The following is an 18,481-nucleotide window of genomic DNA, read 5'->3' as shown; positions in this document are numbered from 1 at the left end:
TGGGCGAGCTGCAAATTTTGTGGGAGTTTCGTAAATGGCAGTTGCCTCCGGCGCCTATAAGAAAGCCCTCGAGGGCGACCAGACACCCAAGCAGGTGCTGGTCAAGATCGACCGGGTCACGAAAAAGTTCGACGAGACGATTGCCGTGGACGATGTGTCCCTGGAAATCAAGAAAGGCGAGATTTTTGCCTTGCTCGGCGGTTCGGGATCGGGCAAATCCACCTTGCTGCGCATGCTGGCAGGTTTCGAGCGGCCCACGGAGGGGCGGATCTTCCTCGACGGCGTGGACATCACCGACATGCCGCCCTATGAGCGGCCGATCAACATGATGTTCCAGTCCTATGCCTTGTTCCCCCACATGACCGTGGCACAGAACATCGCCTTCGGCCTGCAACAGGACAAGATCCCCAAGGCCGAGATCGACGCCCGCGTGGCCGAGATGCTCAAGCTGGTGCAGATGAGCCAGTATGCAAAGCGCAAACCGCACCAGCTCTCCGGCGGCCAACGCCAGCGCGTAGCTCTGGCCCGTTCCCTGGCCAAGCGGCCGAAGCTGTTGCTGCTCGACGAGCCGATGGGCGCCCTGGACAAGAAGCTGCGTTCGCAAATGCAGCTTGAGCTGGTGGAAATCATCGAGCGGGTCGGTGTGACCTGCGTCATGGTGACCCACGATCAGGAAGAGGCCATGACCATGGCCGAGCGCATCGCGATCATGCACCTGGGCTGGATCGCCCAGATCGGCAGCCCGATCGACATCTACGAAACCCCGACCAGCCGCCTGGTCTGCGAGTTCATCGGCAACGTCAACATCTTCGAGACCGAAGTGGTGGACGACGCCGAAGGCCATGCGGTGCTGACCTGCAAGGACCTGGACCGCAACATCTACGTCGGCCACGGCATCAGCACCTCGGTGCAGGACAAGTCCGTGACCTACGCCATTCGCCCGGAAAAACTCCTGGTCACCGCCGAGCAACCAGACTGCGAACACAACTGGTCCAGCGGCAAGGTCCATGACATCGCCTACCTGGGCGGCCACTCGGTGTTCTACGTCGAGCTGCCAAGCGGCAAGCTGGTGCAGTCGTTCGTGGCCAATGCCGAACGCCGTGGCCAGCGTCCGACCTGGGGCGACCAGGTGTTCGTCTGGTGGGAAGACGACAGCGGCGTGGTGCTTCGCTCATGAACATGCGCAAATTCAAACGCCGACTCGCCCGAATAACGCCCGGTGGCCGTCAACTGGTCATCGGGGTGCCCTTCGTCTGGCTGTTCCTGTTTTTCATGCTGCCGTTCTTCATCGTCCTGAAGATCAGCTTCGCCGAAGCCGACGTGGCGATCCCGCCGTACACCGAGATCTACAGCTACGTCGACCAGAAGCTGCAAGTGCTGCTCAACCTCGCCAACTACGTGTTGCTGAGCGAGGACGATCTGTACATCGCCGCTTACCTCGGCTCGCTGAAGATGGCGTTGATCAGCACCACGCTGTGCCTGCTGATCGGTTATCCGATGGCCTACGGCATCGCCAACGCCCGCAAGGAAATGCAGACAGTGCTGGTGCTGCTGATCATGATGCCGACCTGGACCGCGATCCTGATCCGCGTCTACGCGTGGATGGGCATCCTCAGCAACAACGGCTTGCTCAATGGTTTCCTCATGAGCATGGGCTGGATCAGCGAGCCGCTGCAAATCCTCAATACCAACCTGGCGGTCTACATCGGCGTGGTCTATTCCTACCTGCCGTTCATGATCCTGCCGTTGTACGCCAACCTGGTCAAACACGACCAAAGCCTGCTGGAAGCCGCGTCCGACTTGGGTTCGAGCACTTTCAACAGTTTCTGGAAAATCACCGTGCCGCTGTCCAAGAACGGCATCATCGCCGGCTGCATGCTGGTGTTCATCCCGGTGGTGGGCGAGTTCGTGATCCCGGAACTGCTGGGCGGCCCGGAAACGCTGATGATCGGTAAAGTGCTGTGGCAGGAATTCTTCAACAACCGTGACTGGCCGGTGGCATCCGCCCTGGCGGTGGTGATGCTGGCGATCCTGATCGTGCCCATCATCCTGTTCAACCGCAGTCAGGCCAAGGAAATGGAGGGCAAGGAATGAAGCGCTTCAGTTTTTCAAGCCTGATGCTGGTGCTGGGTCTGCTGTTCATCTACGCGCCGATGCTAATCCTCGTGATCTACTCGTTCAACGCCTCGAAGCTGGTGACGGTGTGGGGCGGCTGGTCGGTCAAGTGGTACGTCGGCCTACTGGATAACAGCCAGTTGATGGGCTCGGTAATGCGCTCGTTGGAAATCGCCTGCTACACGGCGATTGCCGCGGTGGCCCTGGGGACGCTGGCGGCCTTCGTGCTGACCCGCATCACCCACTTCAAGGGCCGCACGCTGTTCGGCGGCCTGGTCACCGCGCCGCTGGTGATGCCGGAAGTCATCACCGGCCTGTCGTTGCTGCTGCTGTTCGTAGCCATGGCGCAGATGATCGGTTGGCCTCAGGAACGTGGCATCGTCACGATCTGGATCGCCCACACCACGTTCTGCGCAGCCTATGTGGCGGTGGTGGTGTCAGCGCGCTTGCGTGAGCTGGACCTGTCTATCGAAGAAGCGGCCATGGACCTCGGTGCGCGGCCGTGGAAGGTGTTCTTCCTGATCACCATCCCAATGATCGCGCCGTCGCTGGCGGCGGGCGGCATGATGTCGTTCGCGTTGTCGCTGGACGACCTGGTGCTGGCGAGCTTTGTTTCCGGCCCTGGTTCGACGACCTTGCCGATGGAGGTTTTTTCGGCGGTGCGCCTGGGTGTGAAGCCGGAAATCAACGCCGTGGCGAGCCTGATCCTGCTGGCGGTGTCCCTGGTGACCTTCCTGGTCTGGTACTTCAGCCGCCGCGCCGAAGAGAACCGCAAGCGAGCGATCCAGCAAGCCATCGAGGAAAGCGCCGCCGATTCCTGGAAACAACCGGAAGTCCGCCGGGCAGGGACCGCACCGGTCTAAACCTGTGGGAGCGGGCTTGCTCGCGAAAGCGGTGTGGCAGTCAATGAAGACGTTGAATGTCAGGCCGCCATCGCGAGCAAGCTTTGCTCCCACGGGTGCTTTGGGTCACCTACAAATCCGTGGTCAGGCGCAGATAGGTTATCGACCGTTCACTTCTTCAACGCGTCATGAGCCTCCAGCGCGCGCAGGGAGTAGATGTAGGCCGCCCCTGCGTTCAGGGACACCGCGGTGGCCAGGGTCGCGGCGATCTCTTCGCGGGTAGCGCCGGCCTTGATGGCAGCGTCGGTGTGTACGCCGATGCAGCCGTCACAACGTGTCGTAATCGCCACGGCGATGGAGATCAGCTCTCGGGTCTTGGCATCGAGCACGTTGTTGTCGGCTGCGGCCTTATCCAGGGCGACGTAGGCCTCGACCATTTTCGGGTTGCTTTTGCCCAGGGCGCCAAACGCGCTTTTGATGGTGGGCAGCAGTTCGGACCAGTTATTGAACATTGCATCGACTCCATGGTGATGAAAGGGTTGGGGCTCTTGCAGTCTTGACCATCAACAATGTCCATGCCTGCTGGTGATCGAAAATATTCCGCACCTGGTTCAGGGCTCCGCCCTGGCGGGCAGCAGTTTCAAGGTGCCGTGGGTGTTGGCCATGACTTCTTCCTCGGCCAGGTGTGCCTGGTGATACAGCCCCTCGATGTAGGCTTCGGCCTGGTCCTTGTAGTGCTTGTCGAACGGTACGCCGCTTTGGCCGACCGGGTTGATGGTGATGCTGTGGGTCGGGTCGGCGAAGTCGATGATGCGCCGGGTGGAAGGACCGTACGTTACGGGCCACGGCGCCGGGCCGATCCTGGCCGAAAGGTTGTTCGGTACTTCATGGGTGCCCGGGGCGGCGAACGGGCCGACGTTGAAGATCCGATCCAGTGGTTTTTGCTGGCCCAAGGGGTGCCCGTGGGTCAGGGTGTGGGCCTGGCCCCACTGCCATCGCGAGGGGTCGTCTCCCAGTGTCGCCTTCAGGTGAGCCAGGGTTTTGTCCCAGGCCTTGATCACCGTGTCGGTCCGGGTTTCGGTGCCCAGCGTCGAGCGGTCATCCCACCACGGCGAGTCCTTCGCGGCGGCCAGGCGTGGCAGCGCGGCGTCGATGACCCGGGTCGATAGTGCGGTTTCGAAGAATCCATCGCCCAGTTCATCGCGCAGGGCCGTGTTGGCCAAGTCATACAGCAATTGGTTGAACAGCGTGGCGCTGACGGAGTCCAGCGGGTAGTCACCCTTCCACTGGGCCAGTTGCTCGACCCATTTGCGTTCCTGCGGGTCGCTGACGGTTTCGCGCAGTATCGGCAGCAACGGCGCGAGCAGGCGCGGGCCGTAGGCGGTAGTGGTGCCCAGTTGCAGTTTCTGGGTGGTCTGGATATCCCATTTAGCCTGCTTGTCGCTCAGCTGCAGATCGAGTTGCTGGCCCCTGTCGGCGAGGTTGTAGTAGCCGGGGATCTCGATCCCGCTTGCCACCACCGGTTGGAAATTCGCCGAGAGGACGTAGCCCCTGGCCGGGTTTTCTTCCTGGGGGTTGCTGCTGAACGGATAGAAACCGTCCTTTTGCGCTTCGGCGCTGCTGCCGTCGAGAATGAAGCCTGGCTTTACGCCGCCCGGCCGCTTGGGCAATTGCGCCGCCGCCCACCAGCCGATATCGCCCTTGGCATTGGCCCAGACCACATTCAGGCCCGGCGCATGGATCTTGGCCGACGCGTCCCGGGCCTTGGCCAAGGTGTCGGCACGATTGAGTTGGTAGAACGCCTCGAGGATCGGGTTGCGGCTTTCCAGGAACCCCCACCACATGGCGATCGGGGTCTTGCCGGCATTGGCGCCGAGGGCATCGTTGACGATCGGACCGTGAGGTGACTGGCGCAGCACCAGCGTCACCGGGTCCTGGCCCTTGACGGCGATCTGCTGTTCGCTGCGGGTCATGTCCACCCACTGATTGCGGTACCAGACCTGTTCAGGGTTGTCCGGGTTGATCTTCTCGGCGATCAGGTCCAGGTCGTCGTTCTGGAACATGGTGATGCTCCAGCCGAAGTCCTTGTTCATGCCCAGCGAAGCGAACGGCATCAGGGCCTGGTACTGCCCGTAGAGTTCAAACCCCGGCGCCGACAGGTGCGCCTCGTACCACACCGATGGCGCCGAAAAGCGGATATGCGGATCGCCCGCCAGCAAGGGCTTGCCGCTGTGGGTGCGGTTGCCGGACACCGCCCAGGCGTTGCTGCCTTCGAACTGCGGCAGGCCGTTGTCGGCCAAGGCTTGTTCGCTCAAGCGTGCAAGGGCGTTGAGGTCTTTCCAATCAAGGGCGGTGAGTGCCGGAGCGCTTGCAGGGCCCTGAGGCAGGACGCCTTGGGGCTGCCAGTCAAGGTCGAAGATGTTCAGGTAATCGGTGCCGAGTTTGTCGCGCACGTAGCTCAACAAGGGTTCGGTGCGAAAGGCAGCGGCGAAGCTGTAGGCCATGTAGCCGACAATACTGGCGGTGTCTTCGGCGGTGAAGGGACGCTTGGGGATGCCCAGCACGTCGAACTCCAGCGGCCGTGTGTGGGTTTGCTGATAGGTGTTGATGCCGTCCAGGTACGCCTGGGTCGCGATCCAGGCCGGCGATTGTCGATCCTGCTCGGCGACGTAGCTGGCGGCGCGCTCGCGAATGCGCAGGCTGCGCATCAGCTTGTCGGTATCGAGCAGCTTGGGTCCGAGGATCTCTGCCAGTTCGCCCCTGGCGAGGCGGCGCATGATTTCCATCTGGAACAGCCGGTCCTGGGCGTGGACATAACCCAGCGCACGGTACAGGTCGGTTTCGTTCTCGGCGCGGATATGCGGCACGCCGCGTTCGTCGTAGCGCACCGTCACCGAGCCTTGCAGCCCCTCCAACTGCACCGTGCCCTGGCGGGTGGGCTGCTTGCTGTAGAGGTAGCCGCCCGCGACGATGATTGCGGTGACGATCAGCGACAGGAAGGCGATGAAGGTGCGTTTCATAAGAAATCCGTTTCCTCGAAGCCGGAGGTTATCGATAAACAACGTAGGGTGTTGATCTCGGACAAATAATAGTCTGCCGCGCGGATCAATTCCTACAAAAACAAATTCGTCCTAGGAAATATCACTCATATCTATCGGAATTGCACTACAAGAATATTGTTGCCGGTTCTCTCATGTCTAATCTATAAAAGATGCAAGTCATTAAAACATTCTACTCCGCGAGCGAAATAGCGTAGGGGTCGACTATTAAGTGAAAGGGCTGTAGTAAATTTCCTACGATCGCAAATTCTTCGGGTGGAGGATCTAATGAAAACTATTTTGCTGTGCGGTAATGGAATGAGTGGGGAAGTGATCGGTACGATTAAAAGTTGGGGCTATAAAGTAGCCCTGATTTCAGAATTCCCGAATGACGTGGGGACCTCTGATGCTGACTTTTATATAGAGGCCAACTCGAAGGATCCCGAGGCAGCACTAGGTGCGGTGGAAAAATTAACTGAAGGAGGTGTGAGCATTGACGGAGTTATAAGCTTGTGCTGGGATTCCGCAATGTCAGTCGCCACTATCGCGAACAAGTTGGGGCTGTTTTCAGTTTCGCTGGAGTCGGCTTTAAAGTCGACTATGAAAGACAAACGATCAGATGCGTTCAGTAAATGCGGCATCCCCGCTCCGGCCTATGCAGTAGTAAGTTCTTATGATCAGCTCGTCCACATAGCTAAACGTTTCGAGTTTCCGTTGATACTGAAGCCGGTTGATCAATCGTCTTCAAAGGGTGTGGTCAAGGTTCACGATATGGACAGTCTTTCTGACGCATTCATGCACTGCAAAAAATTTACCGATTGCGAAAAAATTATACTGAACGAGTACTTAACAGGCAGTGAGCATAGTGCAGAAGGGTTAATGATCGGCGGAAAATTGCATATGAGCGCTGTATCGGACAGGGTGTTCTCTTACGAAGAGTACGACCCATATTTTATAGAGGTGGGTGATGTCATGCCTACCATGCTACCGCCTGAAATAATAACTGAACTGCACAAGCTAGTAGAAAGGGCTGCGTTATCGCTTGGAATAAGTGATGGCGTAGTTAAGGGAGATCTAGTCTACAACGCTGACAGCGGATTACGTGTTCTTGAAATAACCGCGCGATTGGGCGGCCCTCGGTTCGGGACCGAAATGGTTCCCTTGAGTAATGGCACAAATATATTGAAAGCTGCTGTACAGCAGGCATTGGGTGAAAATATCGACATAAGTTTGCTGGTGCCTAAATTTTCAAGAGGTATGGTAAACAGGTCGATCTTTCCAGAACCTGGGGTCATAAAAAATGTTTCAGATCTAAACTGTTTACACGAGTGTGCGGGCTTCTACTCATTTAAATGGTGGGGGCGGAAGCTAGAATTGGGAGATCGAATTATTGCTAGTCAGAACGGTTGTGGGGGAGTGGCTTATTTTATTGTGCAGGGTGCTACAAGGGATGAAGCGCTGGCACGGGCCGATAATCTTGAGCGGCATATAAAAATACATACTGAGCCGAGGTGAAATTATGTTTGTCTTTAGAAGCGATGATCAACTTACTCCGGCTCGTCTTGCAGAGATGGCAGTGTCCGGAATTAAAGTCTGTCTTGGTGACGATGTTAGAGAGCGAGTAAGTTCTTCGCGACGCAAGCTGGAGCAGTTCGTAGACGAAGGTCGGATAATTTATGGTGTAAATACCAGTATGGGCGGTTTTGTTAACTGGCATGTGCCAGTAGAAAACGCTAACGCGCTCCAGATGAACTTGATCAAAGCAGTCGCCACAAACGTGGGAGACTACTTAAGTGACATGGATACTAGGGCTATTATGCTTTCTCGGATAAACTCATTGTGCCGAGGGAACTCTGCAATTTCTTTAGAGGTGCTAGACCAGCTGGTCGCCCTGTACAACTGCGAGATTTTGCCCTGTATACCGGAGAAAGGCTCTCTTGGAACGAGCGGTGACTTGGGGCCTCTCGCCTGTATCGCATTAGTATGTACTGGAAAATGGAAAGCCAAGTATCAAAATAGGATCATGCCCGCTAAAGATGCCTTAGCGCTTGCGGGACTAAAACGCGCCTATCTCGGATATAAGGAAGGGCTCGCTCTTATTAACGGAACGTCTGGAATGACGGGCATGGCTTGTTGTTTAATCAAAGAGACGCAGAATTTATTGGATCAATACTGTCTGATTAGCGCCCTGAGCTTCGAGGGGCTTCGGGCAATAAAGAAACCCTTTGATCCAGAGGTCCATAAACTGAAGCCCCATCCCGGGCAGATGAAAGTTGCAAAGAAAATATTTCACTACTTACATTCTTCTGAGTTGATCGTCCAAGAGTCTGATACACAAAAGAAAATTCAATCGGAACAGGATGGCACGGTGAAGCCATCGGACAATCAAATTGAAGATGCTTATTCAATAAGGTGCACGCCACAAATTCTTGGTCCAGTTTTTGATGCGGTAAAATATGTGAATGAAGTTCTGCACAATGAACTTAATTCTTCTAATGATAATCCGTTGGTAGTGCCGTCATCTGACGACGTGTACCACAATGGCCATTTTCATGGCCAGTACGTAGCGATGGGCATGGATTTCTTAGCGATCGGGCTGACCACAGTTTCTAATCTGGCAAATCGGCGTATCGATAGATTTCTTGATAAAAATCATAGTAATGGTCTTTCGCCTTTTTTATGTAGTAACAATCCCGGTTTAAGGCTTGGCTTAATGGGCGGCCAGTTTATGTCTGCCTCCGTAACCGCTGAAAATAGATCATTGTGTACTCCACTATCCATTCAATCACTTTCAACCACCGCAGATTTTCAGGACATCGTTTCGTTCGGTTTGGTTGCTGCAAGGCGCGCAAGGGAAATTTTCGAGAATACGAAATATATAGTTGCTTTTGAACTTATCTGTGCTTGTCAAGCGGTAGAGCTAAGGGGGGCAAGTGGTTTGTCTGAATCTACGTCTGCGCTGTTCGACAAGGTGAGGGGAATGGTTCCGTTTTTAGAAGAGGATGTAGTGCTCACGGATTATCTAGAGCGGTTAAGTAGCGAGCTCTTAGGTCGCGAGCAATAGACATAGACCTCCACGGTCATGTCTAAACCATTTGTTAGATTGTTCAAGTCGTTATGCTGCTCCGATAATCTAAAAGTTAGGTGGTTTATGAATATAAATGAATCCCGTATTGCAATAATCGGGTTGGGATACGTAGGACTTCCACTAGCAGTTGAATTTGGACGTCTATATCCTACTCTTGGTTTTGATATAAATAGGCAGAGGGTGGAGCGGCTCTTGATGGGGGAGGATACTAACTTTGAAGTTCTTCCTATCGATTTGCAAGAGTCATCCAGGTTAACCATTTCATCTAATGAAGAAAAACTTAAGCACTATAACGTCTATGTAGTCGCTGTACCTACTCCGGCTGAGGATGGCAAGCCGAATCTAATGCCATTGGCAGCGGCGTGTGAGATGCTCGGGAAGGTAGTGAAACAGGGAGACGTAATTTTTTTTGAATCGACAGTCTACCCCGGAGCTACCGAAGAAAAATGTATTCCTATCATCGAAGAAGTTTCAGGATTAAAGCTGAATTCTGACTTTGTTGTAGGTTACAGCCCAGAAAGAGTAAATCCAGGTGATAAGAATCGAGCTCTATCGAAGGTTGCGAAGCTCGTTTCTGGATCGACTCCTAGCGCGGCAAAATACATCAGAGAACTATACTCCAGCATAATTGATGCAGACGTTCACGCAGTAAGTAGTATTCGTGTCGCGGAGGCCGCTAAGATTATAGAGAATGTTCAGAGGGACGTGAATGTAGCGCTAATAAATGAGTTTAGTATGATTTTTCAGCGGCTGGGAATAGATACCGAAGAAGTATTAAAGGCAGCTGAGACCAAGTGGAACTTTGTATCATATAGACCTGGTTTAGTCGGTGGGCATTGCATAGGAGTGGATTCATATTATCTTGCATACAAGGCGCAAAAAATAGGTCATAACCCTCAGCTGACTCTTTCTGGGCGACGCGTAAATGAGAGTATGGCTGGCCATGTTGTAAGCGAGTTAATCAAGCTGATGCTCTATCGACAGCAGACGCTCCATAAGGCGAAAGTGTTGATTTTAGGTGTTACGTTTAAAGAAAATTGCCCAGACCTCCGCAACACGCAGATAATAAATATCGTCCGGGAACTAAAATCTAACGCCATAGGGGTGGATGTGTATGACCCCCGTGCTGATAAAGATGAAGCGCTAAATTTGTACGATGTTGCGCTTATTTCGTATCCGGTGGTCGCGTCTTATGATGCTGTACTTATTGCTGTGGCTCATGATGAGTTTCGGTGTTTTGACGAGAGCACCATCCGATCTTGGGGGAAACCGTCATGCATTATCTATGACCTGAAATACATACTACCTAAGTCTTCTAGTGACTTACGCCTGTAAATCGGAGTTTTTATGCGAATATCTGACGACAGAGTGGGTTTGTTGTTAAAAGAGAAACAACGGACATGGTTGATTACTGGCGTTGCGGGATTTATCGGTTCGAACTTACTGGAGCGTCTGCTCGCCAACAATCAGAAAGTAGTGGGGCTGGATAACTTTGCGAACGGTCAGCTCTCCAATCTTGAAGATGTAAAAAAAAATGTGGGTAAGCATCAGTGGGAGAATTTTAAATTAATCGAAGGAGATATAAGGAGTTCTGATGATTGCCTTAAAAGCTTGGCGGGTGTCGATCATGTACTGCATCATGCAGCTCTCGGGTCAGTTCCCAGATCTTTAAAAGAGCCTTTGGAAACTCATGAGGTTAATGTCACGGGTTTTTTGAATCTGCTGCTCGCTTCAAAGAATGTCGATTTGCAAAGCTTTATCTATGCGTCCTCCAGTTCAGTGTACGGGGATGCTGAGGGAGTTCAGCGATATGAGCCGGTATTAGGTAAACAGCTATCGCCCTACGCGGCTTCAAAACGTGCAAATGAGCTGTATGCGGAAATGTTTTCATCGCGGTGTAAGCACAAAATTATCGGATTAAGGTACTTTAATGTGTTTGGCCCCCGTCAAAGCGCAAGAGGAGAGTACTCAGCGGTAATCCCAAAATGGATTGGGTTGATGTTGAGTGAAAAAAATATAGTAATTCATGGTGACGGAAGAACCACTAGGGATTTTTGCTACGTGGAGAATGTAATTCAGGCAAATATCCTCGCTGCTTTGAATAGTGAGCTTGTTAAAAGTAGCATTTTCAATGTCGCTATGAGCTCTAAGACTTCATTGAATGAGCTGTATTTAATTATAAAAAAACATCTCGAGTTTGAGGGCATAAGATACGATCGCCGACCGATTAAAGTAGGGTTTCGCGAAGGAGATATCCGACATTCATTGGCAAATATAGAGCGGATCCAAAGCGAGCTGGGCTTTAATCCTAATGTCTCTGTTGTTGCTGGTCTGCATGGCACTGTAGGTTGGTATATTAAACAGGTAGGCCTCAAAGGCGCGTGATTGGTTTTTTGATTATTTATTTGCAGTGGAATTAATGTTGACCCTAGTGGATAAACTTCGTTCTCTTGGCGAGAGGTAACCAAATGAATATTCGGGCAGTGGTTGTCGGGGTAGGGAACTCCGGCTCTAGATTCATCCAAGCTTCCCATTTTATTGATTCTTCCATCGGTAAAATAGATATCGTGGGCATCGCGGATACAGATGACCTAAAAGTCAAAGCTTTGCTCGGGGCAGGAATAGTGGTAGAGAGGGATTTTAGAAAGCTGTTGGGGAGAGTGAGTTTTGACATAATCATAATCTCAACAACAGATAATGCACATTATGAAATACTAAAATATATCAAAGAAAATAACATACCATTTAAAAAAATTATCTGTGAAAAACCAATTGTCCTGGAGGCCGAGCAGTGTCAGTTTGTTGAGCGTTCGTTCAAAGAGGATCAGATATATGTGAACTTTGTGGAGCGGTACAGCTCAGCTGTCTCTGAGCTTAAGCAATTTATAGAAAGAAAAGGCCGCAACGTATCAAGCGCTAGCTTTGTGTGGTCTAAGTATCGAATTAAGGATGCTCGACCGACTGTAGGGGTGACTTCCGAGATTACGCATCCAGTGGATCTGGCATGCTATGTTGCGGGTGTTGATATAGGGGGCTCGCTCCGAGGCACTTCATCTAGCATTTGCGAAAGTGACTTTGCTCTAGGAGGGGGGCTGCGCCCTGAAACGATGCTGGCTTGTGTTGACTTTGTTGATGGCATGCTTCTGACAGGTACTAGCAGCTACGTACGAAGTGAACGCTGTAGAACAATGGAGTTTCTTCTTTCCGATACGGCCTCTCAGGTTACTGAAATCGCGGTGTTACGACTGGATAGCCCTAGATGGGATGATGATTATCTCGATATTTATAGTGTGGTGCCTGGCGCCAGTCAGCTTGATTTGTCGTTTTCCTATACTGCTTCAAAAAATAACGATGGTGCAAGGCGCCACATAGAAAAAATTTGTCGATTTCTTGAAGATGTCGTTAGCAGTATTGATGGCAGAGGCTCATCAAAACTTCCAACTAAGTCACAAGCTTTGCTTGTTCAGGGCATCGTTCAGAAATTAGCGGCCGGTCACGTAGTCGGTAGGAAGATGTTTTCAGACGATGCACCTGCTCCTCTAGATAATTTTGCTCATCTGAAAAAATTGGCTGAACTAATAAGTTCTGGTACTTCGGAGGTGGTACAAGATGTCTGGGATGATCAATATTAAGCCATATAGGGAAATGTCCTTAAATGATAAACGAATCGGCTTGATTGGGCTTGGGCGGATGGGAATGGGGGTCGCCATAAGCCTTATTCGAGACAGGCAACCATTGGTAAGTTATGCAAATAATTCAAGAAGGGGGATGTCTGAACTTCTTGCCTTGGGTGGGACCGAAGTGGCGAGTCCTGCCGGGATAGCTAGATTGTGCAATGTCATAATCCTTTCGCTTCCATCGACGGATGAGGTAGAAGAGGTTTGTTTCGGGGAGGAGGGTATATCCTCGGTGATTTGTGATGGGTTGTTAGTTATTGATACCACTACGGGACATCCATTGCGAACAAAAAAGATTGCCGAGAGGTTGGCGCAAAAAAATATACGCTATGTCGACGCTCCTCTTACTAGGGGCCCTGCTGAGGCTCGGCGTGGGGAGCTTAATGCAATACTGGGTTCACCAGATCTTTTATTGGCGGACACCTGTAGAGTGTTAAGTCGGTTTTGCAGTTATGTTCTTCATGTGGGAGATGTCGGTGAAGGGCAGAAAATAAAACTACTCAACAATGCGTTATCTATGGGGGTTGTCGCATTAGCTGCTGATATGGTGGGTGCGGCTCGGTCACTTGATGTTGCCCCTAATCATCTAAAGCTTTTAATCGAGCGCGGGGGCGTGAACAATTCGTTGACTCAGGCGTTCTTGAAGTTTGCCATTGAGAGGGGTGAAGATCCACTTCAGTTTACTATCCGCAGCGCTTCAAAAGATCTGGATTATTGTTTTGATATCCTGGACGTGCCGGGAGACTACCAGATGATTGCCGCAGCCAGAGCAGTTTATCTTTCAAACGTTTTACGTGGACGAGGTAATAAAACTTTGGGTGGTCTACTGGATGATTGATTTCGTACGAGATCAGCGACAAGGAGGGTGTATGTTCGATGAAACTGAGTTTGATGGTTGGTTTAAATCTTACCAAGAAAAAATGTTGCCTGAGTTGATTGGATATCTTTCCATTGATACGAGCTTAGGTCAGGAACTAAATGCAATTCCATACTTGGTGGATTTGTTGGAGCGATACGGGTTTGATTGCTGTTTAGAAGATTATCACTCAGAGCTTTCCAGTCATCAGGCTCGAACGGTTTCTGATTCGTTTTCGGGTAAGGTGAATTTAAAAGCGAAATATCTCTCCGATTCTAGGGATCGCAGAGTTGTATTGTTCAACTCTCACGTGGATGTCGTACCTGTAGAGGGAGAGGGTACGAAATTATTAACCCCTTGGATTGATGACGGGTACGTTCACGGCCGGGGGGCATGTGATACGAAAGGTAATCTTTTTTTATTGTTAGGTGCTTTGGCTTTTTTAGAATACAAGAAACTTACTCCTAGATATAAGGTGCAATTGGATTTGGTTTCTGAAGAAGAGGTGGGAGGGAATGGAACGCTTTCTACCATTCTTCATGGCGTTTTGGCCGACTTCGTCGTTGTATTTGAACCGACGGACCTGGCGGTGCATCGCGGTCACCGAGGTTGTTTGACGTGCGAGGTAACTATTATCGGGAAGTCCGTTCATATGGGAAGCGACGCTGATGGCTTGTCAGCGATAAATGTTGCGGTGAGGCTAATTGAGGAGCTGAAAACTTTAGAACAAGAGATGCTTGCTGATGCGATAGCGGATTCCGCGTTCTCTATATGGAAGCGTCCACTACAGATCAATATAGGGAAAATTATTGGGGGCGAGTGGCCAGGGTCCGTCCCTGAAAAATGCAAGCTGCTTTTTAACGTGGGTTTTTTACCTAAGTATTCAATACCCGAAATCGAGAGGGTGATCGAAAATCGTGTTGGATCTCTTGAGAATACTTTCCCTGGAGTAAAAATTTGCTACAACTTTAGATCCGGGCTCCGGAATAAAGCTTATCTCGCATCGGATAACAATCAGATGCTGAGGCATTTGAGTGAATCAGTATCTGAAGCACGATCCATATCTCGGCAGGCACCAGTTTACGCTTGGAGGGCGAGCTGTGATGCTCGCCATTATGCTCATGAGGCTAATATACCCACTGCTATTTTTGGTGCGGGCTCACTGGGCGAAGCGCATTCATCTTATGAGCGAATAGAAATACGTCAAATGTACGTCGGAATAAAGGCGTTGTCTATATTTTTGATGTGATGTTGTACTAGTTAAGCGCAGTATTCTTTTCTTGCATACGGAATAGATTGATAACGAAGGTGGGCATGAATGATCAATATTAAAGATATTCTGGAAGATGTTGCCGGAATGAAGGCTAACTTGTCCGCGCGAGGGGTAAGCTTTGATTTGGATCAGTTTCTCTTTTTATACGACGCTATGAAATCGCAAAAGCAGAACCTAGAGGAAATGCAGCGCAAGTTGAACGCGATTTCGAAAGCTATAAAGAATGATCCGTTGAAAAGTGATTTCCAGTATGGGCACTCTGAAGCATCGGCGCTGAAGGGAAATATTCTGGGAGCAAAGAATTCTTACACCTTACTCGTTGAGGAATTTAATATGCTTTTGCGCCAACTACCCAACTGGACATCTCCCGATGTGCCTGCGGGTCAGAGCGATGAGGATAATTTAACTATCAAGTTCAAAGGCCGTGCACCGATATTTGGGTTTCGTCATAAGGATCATGTTCAGTTAGGCCAAGAGTTGGACTTGATCGATTTTGATTCGGGAACGAAAGTGTCCGGTGCAAAATTCTATTTTCTGAGAAATCAAGCGGTTTTTCTCCAGCATGCACTTAAGGGGTTTATTTTCAACAAGGCATTAAAAGCCGGGTTCACGCCATTGCAAACCCCCGATATCTCTTATAATCATATTTTGGAGGGGGTCGGATTCGCTCCGAAAGGTGATGAGAGCAATACGTATGGTCTGGATGGGCTTGAGAAAAGCCTCATCGCTACAGCTGAAATTTGCGTGGCCGGTATGCATGCAGGGGAAATTATTGATGAATCTAAATTGCCTTTGCTCTACATCGCAGAAAGTCATTGCTTTAGACGTGAGGCCGGTGCATCGGGCAGGTCCAGCAAAGGATTATATAGAGTTCATCAGTTTGAGAAGTTGGAGTTGTTTGTTATATGCAAGCCAGAGGATAGCGTTAAGTATCACGACAAGATTCTTGAGTTGCAGGAGGCGATCTATAGTGAGCTGGGTATCCCCTATAAGGTTGTCATAAACTGCACTGGGGATTTAGGCGCGCCTGCGTATAAAAAGTACGATATCGAAGCCTGGATGCCGGGGAAAGGCACGGCAGGGGAGTACGGTGAGATTACCTCCGCCAGTAACTGCACCGACTATCAGGCCCGGCGGCTGGATATAAAGTACCGAGATTCTGCTTCAAAAAGTAATCGGTATGTTCATACTCTTAACGGTACTGCATCCGCGTTGGGCAGAACGATGGTAGCTATTATAGAAAATTATCAGTGTGCTGATGGCTCGGTGAAAATGCCTGAGGCGCTGAAACGTTACCTCGACTTTGACGAGATTTCCGTAGCCTCCAGCAGGCGCAGTGCATCTGTCTAGGCGAAGACCAACTCTACTTTTAGCGGGGTGTCGTTGAGTCGCTCTTGGCTGAAAGGTGGGTCTGGTCGTAGGTCTGCAACCATGCGGTGATCGCCGGGCCACCGAACGATGGCCCGGCGCCTTCGTCAACTGGGTCGAGTGGTGGGCGTGGCTTCGGTGGACGGTCCGGCAAGCGGTGGTGCTTCACCGCGTTCCGCCAACTCGACGCCGTCGGCCGCCTTTTTCGGCCTCGTTGCCAACCCCTTGGCGAAGTCGGCAGTGATGTTGAGCGCGGAGAGGCTGCTCTGCGGAACCACCTGGGTCAGGCCACGGGTGACGTGATAGACGTTCTCCAGGTTGCGGGTCAAGCCTTCGGTCTGGGTGTGGGGCAGGGTGTCCCGGTTAGGGTTGGTTACGTTCTGCCACGGTACCTGCGCCCGCTTGGCCAAGTCGTCAGTGCCATCGCCCAGTGCCTTGTTCTCGAGCGGTGCGGCCACGCTGTTGGCAAAGAAGGGGAGCAGCGTCAGGCCGGACGAGAAAAAGGTCGTGACAATCTGCTCCATTTTTTCTTTGACTTCAGGGTTTTCACCCACCGCGGCGGCATCCCCGGCGCCGGTGCGCATGGCGATCCCTGGGCCCACCCCCACAATCCGGTTGGCGAGGTCAGTGACATTGGCCATGCTGATCGGGTTGAGTTTGCCTTTCGCCTCGGCAAGCGCCTTGGGCAGGAGTTCTTTCCACTCGCGGTTTTCCTTCGTGACGCGGTAGGTGGGGATTTGCTCATCGCCATGGGTCTGGGCATATTTGGCTACCGCCTGTCCGCCCGCCATGAAGGTACCGCCCACTGCAGAGGCGACGCTGCGAGCCGCGATGCCGGAGGCGTTGACGGACGTGAACTGATCGATCGTGTCCCTCACCGCATGGGCCGCGCCGAAGGCGAGGTAACCGGTGAAGTCGCCGCTCATGGTGCCAAAATTGTTGGCGTTCTGTTTCAGTTTGAAATCGGCTCGCTTTTCGCTCTGTGTCGCGTCGACGGTTTCACGTTGAGGGTTGGCAACCCGGCGTCCGTTCACGGTGATGTCCTGCAAGGCCTTGGGGTACACCGCGAGCGGGTCGACCTTCTCCAGCCCCCTGCCGATGGTCTTGTCGACGACGACCTGTACAAAAGGGCGCAGGCCATCGCTGATGACTTTATGGGCGGTACCCAGGACGGTTGACGTCGCCGCCACATGTTTTCCGAAGGACTGGTCCGCCATCGCCTCGTCGATCGCCGCGGTGGCGGCGCCAAAGTGTCCGGCAGACGCGAAGCCTTGGGGGATCCCTGCGTCGGCAAATACAGCCAGGCCTGTCACGAAGCCGCTATGGGTCTTGAGTTCGGCAACGTAGTCCTGGCGTGCGACGTTCTTCAGCGCGGTGTCCAGCACCTCGTTTTTTTTCGTCGCCGCTGCCAGCTTGCTGGGTTTGTCGTCCTCCTTCTTCAGCAACCCGCCGAGCTCTTTGTTGACCTCACGCAACTGGCCTAACTCATCCCTTGCCTTGTCTCGGTCGGCCTGGGGAAGGCTCTCGTTGTCCACCGCTTGTTGCGCGTGCTCGATACGGCTTTCCATGAACGTGTTCAGCCGCTGGGGCATGTCTTGCGTCATGGCTTGCGTGACGCCCTTGGCGTAGCCGCGAAAGGCTTCATGACTGCTGCGCAGCAGCTTGAGATCATCTTCTCCCGTGGTCTGATCGATCACTTCCTGACACAGCGAATGATAGGCGCCGAGGGTGTTACCAACGCGTTCACAGTGCTTGTCCCAGACCGCTTTGAAGCCGCCGCTCTCTGCCCTGTCGCCCTCATTCTTGGCCAGGTACTCGTTGAAGTCCTTGGCGAATGCTTCGGTTTCTTCCTGGCCTGACAGCATCGGGTGAGGCGTGCCGCCGAGTTGCGCGAGATGTTTCTGAACGTCTTGATAGCTGGTTCCTGGAGCGTAGCTCAGTGCCTTGCCTTCAAGGCTCATGTGCGCTCTTGCAAAACCGATGGGGTCACTTTGCGGGTCCTTCTTGCCGAGCCTGCCGATCATTCCTTGCAGACGATCCTGTTTGACCCTGAGTGTTTCCTGAGTCTTATCGCTCGCTTTCCCTTCAAAGTGGTAAGGCACCAAGGGCGTGGTGGATGGGCGGACCTGATCGGACAGGCTGGGTCTTACCGGCGTGATCCGATCGTCCTGTTGGGGTAACGGCGCCGAACTTGAAGTTCCGCCTACTGATACTGCTGGCATGT

At 52.3% G+C, this 18,481-nt stretch carries 14 protein-coding genes; 11 read left to right on the top strand and 3 right to left on the bottom strand.

Features of this window, described 5'->3' with window-relative positions; genetic code table 11:
* Positions 1 to 34 precede the first annotated feature (34 nt).
* From J3P79_RS25775 to J3P79_RS25765, 3 genes are read left to right on the top strand one after another with little or no spacing between them, the layout of a single operon-like run.
* Positions 35 to 1,177 carry an ABC transporter ATP-binding protein gene (locus tag J3P79_RS25775; protein WP_047226052.1) on the top strand — a complete coding sequence of 381 codons (1,143 nt, stop codon included), beginning with the start codon at positions 35 to 37 and terminating at the stop codon, positions 1,175 to 1,177.
* Positions 1,174 to 2,094 carry an ABC transporter permease subunit gene (locus J3P79_RS25770; protein WP_434606727.1) on the top strand — a complete coding sequence of 307 codons (921 nt, stop codon included), beginning with the start codon at positions 1,174 to 1,176 and terminating at the stop codon, positions 2,092 to 2,094. The genes J3P79_RS25775 and J3P79_RS25770 overlap by 4 nt, the downstream gene beginning before the upstream one ends.
* Positions 2,091 to 2,978, top strand: a complete 888-nt coding sequence (locus J3P79_RS25765; protein WP_434606725.1) for an ABC transporter permease subunit — start codon at positions 2,091 to 2,093, stop codon at positions 2,976 to 2,978. The genes J3P79_RS25770 and J3P79_RS25765 overlap by 4 nt, the downstream gene beginning before the upstream one ends.
* A gap of 149 nt (positions 2,979 to 3,127) precedes the next feature.
* Here the strand turns inward: J3P79_RS25765 and J3P79_RS25760 are convergent, their stop codons facing one another.
* Both J3P79_RS25760 and J3P79_RS25755 read right to left on the bottom strand, forming a co-directional pair.
* Positions 3,128 to 3,469, bottom strand: a complete 342-nt coding sequence (locus J3P79_RS25760) for a carboxymuconolactone decarboxylase family protein (protein WP_434606723.1) — start codon at positions 3,467 to 3,469, stop codon at positions 3,128 to 3,130.
* A gap of 99 nt (positions 3,470 to 3,568) precedes the next feature.
* Entirely contained in the window at positions 3,569 to 5,977 is a 2,409-nt protein-coding gene (locus J3P79_RS25755) for a penicillin acylase family protein (RefSeq protein ID WP_434606721.1), read from the bottom strand.
* A 306-nt stretch (positions 5,978 to 6,283) separates the two neighbouring features.
* On the opposite strand from J3P79_RS25755, the gene J3P79_RS25750 reads away from it, so the two are divergent.
* From J3P79_RS25750 to serS, 8 genes are all read left to right on the top strand, one after another.
* Entirely contained in the window at positions 6,284 to 7,510 is a 1,227-nt protein-coding gene (locus J3P79_RS25750) for an ATP-grasp domain-containing protein (protein WP_434606720.1), read from the top strand.
* 4 nt (positions 7,511 to 7,514) lie between these two features.
* A complete protein-coding gene (locus tag J3P79_RS25745; RefSeq protein ID WP_434606718.1) occupies positions 7,515 to 9,059 on the top strand; it encodes a phenylalanine aminomutase (D-beta-phenylalanine forming) in 1,545 nt (514 codons plus the stop codon).
* A gap of 87 nt (positions 9,060 to 9,146) precedes the next feature.
* Positions 9,147 to 10,418: a nucleotide sugar dehydrogenase gene (locus tag J3P79_RS25740; protein WP_434606716.1), complete on the top strand. Its 1,272-nt coding sequence runs from the start codon at positions 9,147 to 9,149 to the stop codon at positions 10,416 to 10,418.
* Positions 10,419 to 10,430: 12 nt separating this feature from the next.
* Entirely contained in the window at positions 10,431 to 11,468 is a 1,038-nt protein-coding gene (locus J3P79_RS25735) for an NAD-dependent epimerase/dehydratase family protein (protein WP_434606714.1), read from the top strand.
* A gap of 83 nt (positions 11,469 to 11,551) precedes the next feature.
* The gene (locus J3P79_RS25730; protein ID WP_434606712.1) at positions 11,552 to 12,715 is read left to right on the top strand and encodes a Gfo/Idh/MocA family protein; all 1,164 of its coding nucleotides are present in this window, start codon (positions 11,552 to 11,554) and stop codon (positions 12,713 to 12,715) included.
* On the top strand, positions 12,702 to 13,598 hold the full coding sequence (locus J3P79_RS25725; RefSeq protein ID WP_434606711.1) for an NAD(P)-dependent oxidoreductase: 897 nt from the start codon (positions 12,702 to 12,704) through the stop codon (positions 13,596 to 13,598). The genes J3P79_RS25730 and J3P79_RS25725 overlap by 14 nt, the downstream gene beginning before the upstream one ends.
* A gap of 31 nt (positions 13,599 to 13,629) precedes the next feature.
* Positions 13,630 to 14,865, top strand: a complete 1,236-nt coding sequence (locus J3P79_RS25720) for a M20 family metallopeptidase (RefSeq protein ID WP_434606709.1) — start codon at positions 13,630 to 13,632, stop codon at positions 14,863 to 14,865.
* A gap of 69 nt (positions 14,866 to 14,934) precedes the next feature.
* Positions 14,935 to 16,239 (top strand): serine--tRNA ligase, encoded by a 1,305-nt coding sequence (serS, locus tag J3P79_RS25715; protein WP_434606707.1) that lies wholly within the window; start codon positions 14,935 to 14,937, stop codon positions 16,237 to 16,239.
* A gap of 125 nt (positions 16,240 to 16,364) precedes the next feature.
* Here the strand turns inward: serS and J3P79_RS25710 are convergent, their stop codons facing one another.
* A complete protein-coding gene (locus J3P79_RS25710) occupies positions 16,365 to 18,479 on the bottom strand; it encodes a type III effector (RefSeq protein WP_434606704.1) in 2,115 nt (704 codons plus the stop codon).
* Positions 18,480 to 18,481 lie beyond the last annotated feature (2 nt).

Source organism: Pseudomonas sp. R1-7, assembly GCF_051132105.1.
Taxonomy (GTDB): Bacteria; Pseudomonadota; Gammaproteobacteria; order Pseudomonadales; family Pseudomonadaceae; genus Aquipseudomonas.
Note: the sequence above shows the minus strand (reverse complement) of the source record. Positions and strands in the feature narration are given on the sequence as shown.

What these genes read in the sequence shown, in the direction of transcription:
- J3P79_RS25775 (WP_047226052.1), top strand. Translation starts at nt 35, where the DNA reads ATGGCAGTTGCCTCCGGCGCCTATAAGAAAGCCCTCGAGGGCGACCAG.
- J3P79_RS25760 (WP_434606723.1), bottom strand. Translation starts at nt 3,469, where the DNA reads ATGTTCAATAACTGGTCCGAACTGCTGCCCACCATCAAAAGCGCGTTT.
- J3P79_RS25745 (WP_434606718.1), top strand. Translation starts at nt 7,515, where the DNA reads ATGTTTGTCTTTAGAAGCGATGATCAACTTACTCCGGCTCGTCTTGCA.
- J3P79_RS25750 (WP_434606720.1), top strand. Translation starts at nt 6,284, where the DNA reads ATGAAAACTATTTTGCTGTGCGGTAATGGAATGAGTGGGGAAGTGATC.
- serS (WP_434606707.1), top strand. Translation starts at nt 14,935, where the DNA reads ATGATCAATATTAAAGATATTCTGGAAGATGTTGCCGGAATGAAGGCT.
- J3P79_RS25735 (WP_434606714.1), top strand. Translation starts at nt 10,431, where the DNA reads ATGCGAATATCTGACGACAGAGTGGGTTTGTTGTTAAAAGAGAAACAA.
- J3P79_RS25710 (WP_434606704.1), bottom strand. Translation starts at nt 18,479, where the DNA reads ATGCCAGCAGTATCAGTAGGCGGAACTTCAAGTTCGGCGCCGTTACCC.
- J3P79_RS25765 (WP_434606725.1), top strand. Translation starts at nt 2,091, where the DNA reads ATGAAGCGCTTCAGTTTTTCAAGCCTGATGCTGGTGCTGGGTCTGCTG.
- J3P79_RS25720 (WP_434606709.1), top strand. Translation starts at nt 13,630, where the DNA reads ATGTTCGATGAAACTGAGTTTGATGGTTGGTTTAAATCTTACCAAGAA.
- J3P79_RS25770 (WP_434606727.1), top strand. Translation starts at nt 1,174, where the DNA reads ATGAACATGCGCAAATTCAAACGCCGACTCGCCCGAATAACGCCCGGT.
- J3P79_RS25730 (WP_434606712.1), top strand. Translation starts at nt 11,552, where the DNA reads ATGAATATTCGGGCAGTGGTTGTCGGGGTAGGGAACTCCGGCTCTAGA.
- J3P79_RS25740 (WP_434606716.1), top strand. Translation starts at nt 9,147, where the DNA reads ATGAATATAAATGAATCCCGTATTGCAATAATCGGGTTGGGATACGTA.
- J3P79_RS25755 (WP_434606721.1), bottom strand. Translation starts at nt 5,977, where the DNA reads ATGAAACGCACCTTCATCGCCTTCCTGTCGCTGATCGTCACCGCAATC.
- J3P79_RS25725 (WP_434606711.1), top strand. Translation starts at nt 12,702, where the DNA reads ATGATCAATATTAAGCCATATAGGGAAATGTCCTTAAATGATAAACGA.